The sequence below is a fragment of the Citrobacter sp. Cpo061 genome (genome assembly GCF_030332845.1).
GTDB classification, from domain to species: domain Bacteria; phylum Pseudomonadota; class Gammaproteobacteria; order Enterobacterales; family Enterobacteriaceae; genus Citrobacter; species Citrobacter portucalensis.
The window spans coordinates 477,322-484,999 of sequence record NZ_JAOWHB010000034.1; the positions used below are offsets into that span (position 1 = coordinate 477,322).

General features: G+C 54.6%; 6 protein-coding genes and 1 tRNA gene. 1 reads left to right on the forward strand and 6 read right to left on the reverse strand.

The genetic code is table 11. The annotated features are described in order from the left end of the window. Positions 1-27: 27 nt before the first annotated feature. The 5 genes from miaA to nnr are packed head-to-tail and all read right to left on the reverse strand — an operon-like array spanning position 28 to position 6,195. Positions 28-978, reverse strand: a complete 951-nt coding sequence (gene miaA, locus OGX97_RS05830) for a tRNA (adenosine(37)-N6)-dimethylallyltransferase MiaA (RefSeq protein WP_003839486.1) — start codon at positions 976-978, stop codon at positions 28-30. Beyond that, entirely contained in the window at positions 971-2,857 is a 1,887-nt protein-coding gene (mutL, locus tag OGX97_RS05835) for a DNA mismatch repair endonuclease MutL (protein ID WP_079934476.1), read from the reverse strand. Before mutL ends, miaA begins: the two co-directional genes overlap by 8 nt. Before the next feature lie 9 nt (positions 2,858-2,866). Further along, positions 2,867-4,198, reverse strand: coding sequence for an N-acetylmuramoyl-L-alanine amidase AmiB (gene amiB / locus OGX97_RS05840; protein WP_279850975.1), 1,332 nt, complete (start codon positions 4,196-4,198; stop codon positions 2,867-2,869). A 16-nt stretch (positions 4,199-4,214) separates the two neighbouring features. Further along, positions 4,215-4,676 (reverse strand): tRNA (adenosine(37)-N6)-threonylcarbamoyltransferase complex ATPase subunit type 1 TsaE, encoded by a 462-nt coding sequence (gene tsaE / locus OGX97_RS05845; protein WP_008786002.1) that lies wholly within the window; start codon positions 4,674-4,676, stop codon positions 4,215-4,217. Then, on the reverse strand, positions 4,648-6,195 hold the full coding sequence (gene nnr, locus OGX97_RS05850) for a bifunctional ADP-dependent NAD(P)H-hydrate dehydratase/NAD(P)H-hydrate epimerase (protein ID WP_235125722.1): 1,548 nt from the start codon (positions 6,193-6,195) through the stop codon (positions 4,648-4,650). Before nnr ends, tsaE begins: the two co-directional genes overlap by 29 nt. Between nnr and queG the strand changes: the two genes are divergently transcribed. Further along, positions 6,194-7,333, forward strand: coding sequence for a tRNA epoxyqueuosine(34) reductase QueG (gene queG, locus OGX97_RS05855; protein WP_235125724.1), 1,140 nt, complete (start codon positions 6,194-6,196; stop codon positions 7,331-7,333). The genes nnr and queG overlap by 2 nt on opposite strands. Positions 7,334-7,602: 269 nt before the next feature. On the opposite strand, the gene OGX97_RS05860 is transcribed toward queG, so the two are convergent. Beyond that, a tRNA-Gly gene (locus OGX97_RS05860) sits at positions 7,603-7,678 on the reverse strand.

Below are 7,678 nucleotides of genomic sequence, written 5' to 3' on the forward strand. Positions count from 1 at the left end.
CGCACGATACGTTTCAATTGTACACATTCAGTTCGCGATAGCACCAACAACCTGTAATACTTCGTTTCGCGCCTGGTCAGGCTTTTCACTGTCAAGCCAGTGCACCCCTTCCCAACCACGCAACCAGGTTACCTGTCGCTTCGCCAACTGCCTCGTGGCGCAAACACCTCTATAAACCATTTCATCGTATGAAATTTCACCTTCAATGTATGACCACATCTGGCGATACCCTACACAACGAATGGAAGGCAAATCCGTATGCAAATCTCCACGGGCAAAAAGCGCCCGGACTTCTGCTTCAAAACCTGAAGCTAACATCTGATGAAAACGCTGCTCAATTCGCTGATGGAGCAGTTCACGGCTCGCCGGGGCGATTGCAAACTGATGCACCTGATACGGCAAAGCATCTCCTGACGTTTGCGTCAGCTCCGTTAAAGTTTTACCCGAAATGAAAAAAACTTCCAGTGCCCGGGAAAGTCTTTGCGGATCATTTGGATGAATACGCGCTGCTGCCACGGGATCGATATCCTGAAGCTGTCGGTGTAACGCGTCCCAACCCTGCTCTGCCGCCTGCTGCTCAATTCTGGCCCTGACTTCCGGGTCCGCCGACGGTAACGGCGACAGTCCTTCAAGCAAAGCTTTGAAATATAACATTGTGCCGCCCACCAGCAACGGGATACGGCCCGCGGCGGTGATGTCGGCCATCTCGGCTAACGCATCGCGACGAAAATCCGCAGCGGAGTACGCCTGCGATGGATCGCGGATATCCAGCAATCGGTGCGGTGCGGCCTGTAATTCATCTGCATCAGGCTTGGCTGTACCGATATCCATCCCCTTGTAAATAAGGGCGGAATCAACGCTTATCAACTCTATGGGCAAAACTTTACGCAATTCAATTGCTAATGCCGTTTTACCGGAGGCCGTTGGCCCCATCAAAAAAATCGCCTTTGGCAGGCTCGCCTTACGGGTATCACTCATGTTTCAGGGCATTCATTACCGAATGTAAATCAACAGGTTGTAACAGACCACCCGGCGGTGCCTTCACGAGTTGTGGGCAGAGCCGCTCAACATCCGCTAACAGCGTAATCGCCTGTGCCATGCTCCACTGTGGATGCTCGCTCATCAGGTTACGTGCGATCCACTGTGCAATATTGCCCGGCTCGAATACGGATTGCTGCGCCAGGTAGCCTATCAGTTCAGGAATCAAGATTTGTAAATTTTGTTGGCGTAAGGGTAAAGGCACCGCCCGGATGGTCACATGCTGCGCATCCAGCTGAAATTCAATGCCCAACTCAGCCAGTTGGCTCTGTCCTTTTTGCAGTGCTGCTTTTTCATCGGCGGTCACTTTTAGACGTAAAGGGATCAGTAACGGTTGAGCACAAACCGCTCCCTGACCCGGCGTTAACTGCGCCTGACGCAACCAACGCTCAGCCACCGGTAATGCCAACAACCGAATATGGCCATCACACTCGAGTAACGCGCAGTCTGCACCAACAATCGTTAGCACCCGGCCAAAGCCCTGACTGTTGCCAGTCAGAGGCGTCGATGGCGTTTCAGAGACCGGCGTTTTACGCGTTGGAGCCGGCGTCTGCATTAGTTGCTGATAAATTTCGCCCTGCTGCTTTTGGTATCCGGGTTGAGCATGAGGCCAACTGGCTCCCGCCTGACGGCCACCGCCACCACTACTGCCACCGCTACTGCCACTTCCAGTGCCAGCGGATGCTGAGTACCGCGGTGTCGCAGGTTCACGCGCGGGAGCCGGCTCGGCAAAATGGTTGCGTCCAGCAGCAACGCGGTTTTCCGGAATGTGCCTTGGGGCGGGTTCGTCGTCATCAGCCAACGGCAGCGGCGTTTCAAGCTGCTGTTGCAGGACGCTCAACACGCCCTGGTAAATAAAATCGTGCACCAGCCGGGATTGATGGAAACGGACCTCATGTTTAGCTGGGTGTACGTTGACATCCACTTGATGCGGATCGATTTCCAGATACAGCACAAATGCGGGCTGTTGATCGGCTCCCAGCTTATCTTCACAGGCCTGGCGGATAGCATGGTTGATCAGCCGGTCGCGCATCATCCGACCATTCACGTAGCAGTACTGGATTTCTGCCAGTGCTGCCGTTGTGTGGTTAGGATCGGCCACCCAGCCGCGCAATGTTAAATCGCCATGCTGCCATTCGATCGCCAGCGCATGCTCCAGAAACGGCGTGCCGCAAATCGCGCCCAGTCGGCGCTCTTTCTGCCCATCCGCGGCCACTGCCCGGTACTGACGCACCACTTTGCCGTTGTGCGACAAATTTATCGTCACATCAAAACGCGCCAGCGCAATGCGGCGAATAATCTCGTCGATATGATTAAATTCGGTTTTCTCGGTGCGCATAAATTTGCGCCGCGCCGGGGTGTTGTAGAACAGATCCAGCACCTCCAGCGTGGTTCCCACCGGATGCGCAGCGGGTTTAACTGTGACATCCATGTCACGCCCTTCGGCATACGCCTGCCATGCTTCGGGTTGTTCTTGCGTACGCGACGTCAGGGTTAAACGAGACACGGAGCTGATACTGGCCAGCGCTTCGCCGCGAAATCCGAGGCTTACGATGGCTTCAAGATCGTCAAGCGAGGCTATTTTACTGGTGGCATGACGCGCCAACGCCAACGCCAGCTCGTCTTTTTTAATCCCGCAGCCGTTGTCACGAATACGGATAAGCTTCGCGCCGCCGCGTTCAATATCGATATCAATGCGCGTCGCACCGGCATCGATGCTGTTTTCCACCAGCTCTTTCACCACTGACGCAGGCCGTTCTACCACCTCGCCTGCGGCAATCTGGTTCGCCAGCTGTGGCGGTAGAACCTGAATCGGCATGGCTAATCCTTAATTTGTTAACGTGTTACCCGGCGATATGGCGCTGGCGGTTTGCGCCGGTGCGCCCTGCGGCCCGGTTTGCATCGGGTGCGCCTGGAAATAGTTACGCAATCCTTTGTAAATCGCCTCAGCCAGTTGCTGCTGGTAATCATCGCTCGCCAACAGACGTTCTTCGCTGTTGTTACTGATAAAGCCAGTTTCAACCAGCACTGACGGGATATCAGGCGAACGCAGTACGCCAAGACTGGCGTGTTCTGGACGACGCTTATGCATCGAACCAATACGTTCTAACTGGCCGATCATGCTGGTCGCCACATCATACCCGACGCGCTGCGAATGACCGAACTGCAGATCCAGTACGGCCTGGCTGAGGTAAGGATCGGACTGGCTGTTTGCCAGCACATCGCCCGCGCCGCCCAACAGCTCCGATTGCTTCTCGTGCTGTTCCAGCCAGCCGGCCATCTCACTGTTCGCCCGACGGTTTGACAGCACCCAAACGGAAGCACCTGTGGCATCACGATTTGGCGCGGCATCCGCGTGAATAGAAACCAGGAAATTGGCGTTTTGTTTACGCGCGACGTCTGAACGCCCCATCACCGAGATAAAGTAATCACCATCACGGGTGAGTACGCCTTTAAACATCGGATCATCATTGAGCAAACTGCGCAGCTTGCGCGCCACGGCAATCGTGACGTTTTTCTCACGCGTGCCGCCAGGACCAATAGCGCCAGGATCCTGTCCACCGTGTCCGGCATCAATGGCAATCACCACTTTATCGCCGTTGCTGGAACTGGCGCGCGCCGCAGGGCGCGTGGAGGTATTGCTGTTAGTCACAGCCGTAGTGCGATCGTTTTCTGCTTTAAACGGATTTCGCGCTGGCTCGACAGGACGTGGGGCAACAATCGGCGCTTCAACACGCTTTGCAACCACGGGAGGTGGAGGCGGCGGCGGTGGCGCATCAGCGTTGATGGTAAACACGACGGTATAATTGCCGCCGTTCTGGCGTTTTACTGCTTCGGCTTTACCGTTCTCGGTTAAATCCACCACCAGGCGCAGAGACTGCGCATCTATTGGCGTGCCGGAACGGATAGATTTCACCAGATTATTGCCGCTAAACAGCAGCGGTAATCCCTGAATCACACCGGTTTGTTTAATATCCAGCGCGACGGTTCGTTTCCCGTCCTGCGAAACGGCATATTCAGGATCGCCAATAAAGCTCAGCGTAATCCGCGCCTGTTGATCGCCATTGGACACCTGAAGATCGGAGAGGCTGGCGGCCCCTGCCTGCGCGCACAGCAGGACCAGGGTTGCCATCAGCCAGTTTCTGATGCGATAAATCATCCCGCCACCCTTAAGGTTAATCGGCTAAACGCGCCAGCAATAAATCACCTGATGAGGAGACTGCGCTTACACGCGCCTCTCGACCTTGCGCCTGGTATTCAATGTGTATTTCGACGTCCGGGTCTGGCAGTACACCTTTACCTTGTTGCGGCCATTCCACCAGGCAGATGGCATCATTGGCAAAATAATCGCGGATCCCCATAAATTCCAGCTCCTCTGGGTCCGCAAGTCGGTATAAATCGAAGTGATATACCATCAAGTTATCGAGTGAATAGGGTTCAACCAGCGTGTAGGTGGGGCTTTTTACATTACCTTTATGACCTAACGCCTGCAGAAATCCCCGGCTGAAGGTGGTTTTACCCGCCCCCAGGTCGCCGTACAAATATATAACCGTCGCGCCGTCACAGGCTTTGGCTACCCGCAGTCCCAGGTCTAAAGTCGCCTGCTCATCAGGTAGTGGAATTACTCGATTCATCATGATAAACGTCAATCACATCAGGGTTAACAATACGCTGTAGCGTGGTAAAGAGATCTGTCGCCAACATGCCGCGCGTACCAAAACGCGCCGCCAGCACATCCGCCGCCGCTCCGTGCGCAACACATCCCGCACATGCTGCATCATACGGGGTAAGCTTCTGTCCGAGCAATGCGCCAATAATACCGGAAAGCACATCCCCCATTCCGCCACTGGCCATCCCGGCATTGCCGGTATCAATAATACCCAACTCCGCCTGTTCAGCAGCAACAACCGTACCCGCGCCTTTCAGCACCACCACGCCTCCGTACCGTTTTACCAGACGTTGTGCACAAAGTAAGCGATCGTCTTCAATTTCTGCAATGGAACAACCCAGCAGTCGCGCGGCTTCACCTGGATGCGGCGTGATCACGCGATTGTGACGTTTATCGGGGTTGATTGCCAGCAGGTTCAGCGCATCCGCATCCCAGAGCATCGGTTTGCGAAAATTCTCCACTTTTTGCAGCGCTTTTTTGCCCCACTCCTGCTGACCAAGCCCGGGGCCTATCACCACTACATCCGCCCACGCCAGGCTCTCTTCCAGCGTCTGCGGCGTCAGCGCATCGACCATCAGTTCCGGTCTGGCTGTCAAAATAGGCGCAATGTTTTCAATGCGCGTCAGCACTTTGACCAGCCCGGCACCTGCTCGCAGCGCGGCTTCCCCGGCCATGCGTATTGCGCCTGCCGTACCGTGGTCACCGCCGATAATCACCAGTCGACCGTGGGAACCCTTGTGCGAGGTGGGTCGACGCGGCGTTAGCCAGTGCGCAAGCTGTTGAACATCAAAACGTTGAATTGGCGCATTCTGTCCCGCCAGCCAGTCGTCCAGCCCAAGTGCGTTAACATGCAGACGCCCGGTGACATCGCGCGCTTTACCGGTGAGCAGGCCCGGCTTGAGTGCAATAAAGGTAATGGTATGCGCTGCGTTGATGACCGCGCCCGGCGTCGCTCCCGTCTGCGCTAGCAGGCCGGAGGGAATATCTATCGCCACGGTGGGGGCTGGGTGAGAATTGGCACGTTCAATCAATACCGAGAGAGACTCACGCGGCGCATGTTTTAAGCCAGTGCCTGACAGCGCATCAATAATGACGTCCACGTTATTTGGCCAATTGATATCCGCCGCGTGAATGACGCCACCAGCGTTAAGCCAGGCATCACGCGCCTGCTGCGCCTCCTCGGGGAGCGGTTTGTCACTTTCCTGCGCCAGCAACGTAACTTCAAGACCCAGCGCTTTGGCAAGTCTTGCCACTACGTAACCATCACCGCCGTTGTTGCCATGACCACATAGCACCAGCCAGTGCCGGGCGTTCGGATAAGCCTCATGAGTGACCTGAAACGCCGCCTCTCCCGCCCGTTGCATCAGTTCGTACAGCGTCAGCCCTGAACTGTCTGCCGCCTCTCGCTCCATCCGCCTGATGTCATCGGCGTGCCAGATGGAGTGTGGTATACTTGCGGGGTTTTTCTTCATTGTATGGTCCGTCATGTCAGAGCCCCTCGATCTCAATCAGTTAGCGCAAAATATTAAGCAGTGGGGGCTGGAGCTTGGCTTTCAGCAGGTCGGGATTGCCGATACCGACCTCAGCGAAGCGGAACCCAAACTGCAGGCCTGGCTGGATAAACAATACCACGGCGAGATGGACTGGATGGCCCGTCACGGCATGATGCGCGCCCGACCTCACGAATTATTGCCCGGTACGCTACGTGTCATCAGCGTACGTATGAACTATCTTCCTGCCAATGCGGCCTTCGCCAGCACATTGAAGAATCCTTCTCTGGGTTACGTCAGCCGTTACGCGCTGGGGCGCGACTACCATAAGCTGCTACGTAACCGCTTAAAAAAGCTGGGAGAGATGATTCAACAGCACTGCGTTTCGCTGAATTTTAGACCTTTTGTCGATTCTGCGCCCATTCTTGAGCGTCCGTTAGCGGAAAAAGCCGGGCTTGGCTGGACAGGTAAGCACTCACTTATCCTCAATCGCGAAGCCGGTTCATTTTTCTTCCTCGGGGAATTACTGATCGACTTACCCCTACCGGTCGACCAACCAGCAGAAGAAGGATGCGGGAAATGCGTTGCCTGCATGACCATCTGTCCCACTGGGGCCATTGTTGAACCCTACACGGTGGATGCGCGCCGCTGTATCTCTTATCTCACTATCGAACTGGAAGGCGCGATCCCGGAAGAATTTCGTCCCTTGATGGGGAATCGAATTTATGGCTGCGATGATTGCCAGCTTATTTGCCCGTGGAACCGCTATTCACAGTTGACGGCAGAGGATGACTTCAACCCGCGCAAGCAGCTTCATGCTCCGGAGTTAATAGAGCTGTTTAGCTGGAGCGAAGCGTGGTTTTTAAAAGTCACGGAGGGGTCTGCCATTCGTCGTATTGGCCACCTGCGCTGGCTGCGAAATATCGCCGTTGCGTTGGGTAATGCCCCCTGGAATGAAGCCATTCTTCGCGCACTGGAAAGTCGCAGAGGTGAGCACCCACTTCTCGACGAACACATAGAGTGGGCAGTTGCTCGGCAAATCGAGAAGCGAAATGCCTGCGTAGTTGAGGTGCAGCTACCGCAGAAACAACGTTTGGTCAGGGTCATTGAGAAGGGTCTGCCGCGCGACGCTTAAGTCATCCACAGCTTGTGTATAAAAATAAAAACACATTGATATTCAAGAGGGAAAAAATCGTCAAGTGATCGTATTAACAATTTGAAATGATAATTAAATTAATAATTTCAAATAGTTAAAATGATACTATTCACCCGGCGAAGTTTTCTGCATTCCAGGAATAATACCCGAACCTGTGGATAAGTCTGTTTACAAGAGTATGTCAATGACGAAACAAAACGTCCCCAACGCGATTATTCGTTGTGGATATTTTTATTGGGGTAAGAATTTGGAGCGGGAAACGAGACTCGAACTCGCGACCCCGACCTTGGCAAGGTCGTGCTCTACCAACTGAGCTATTCCCGC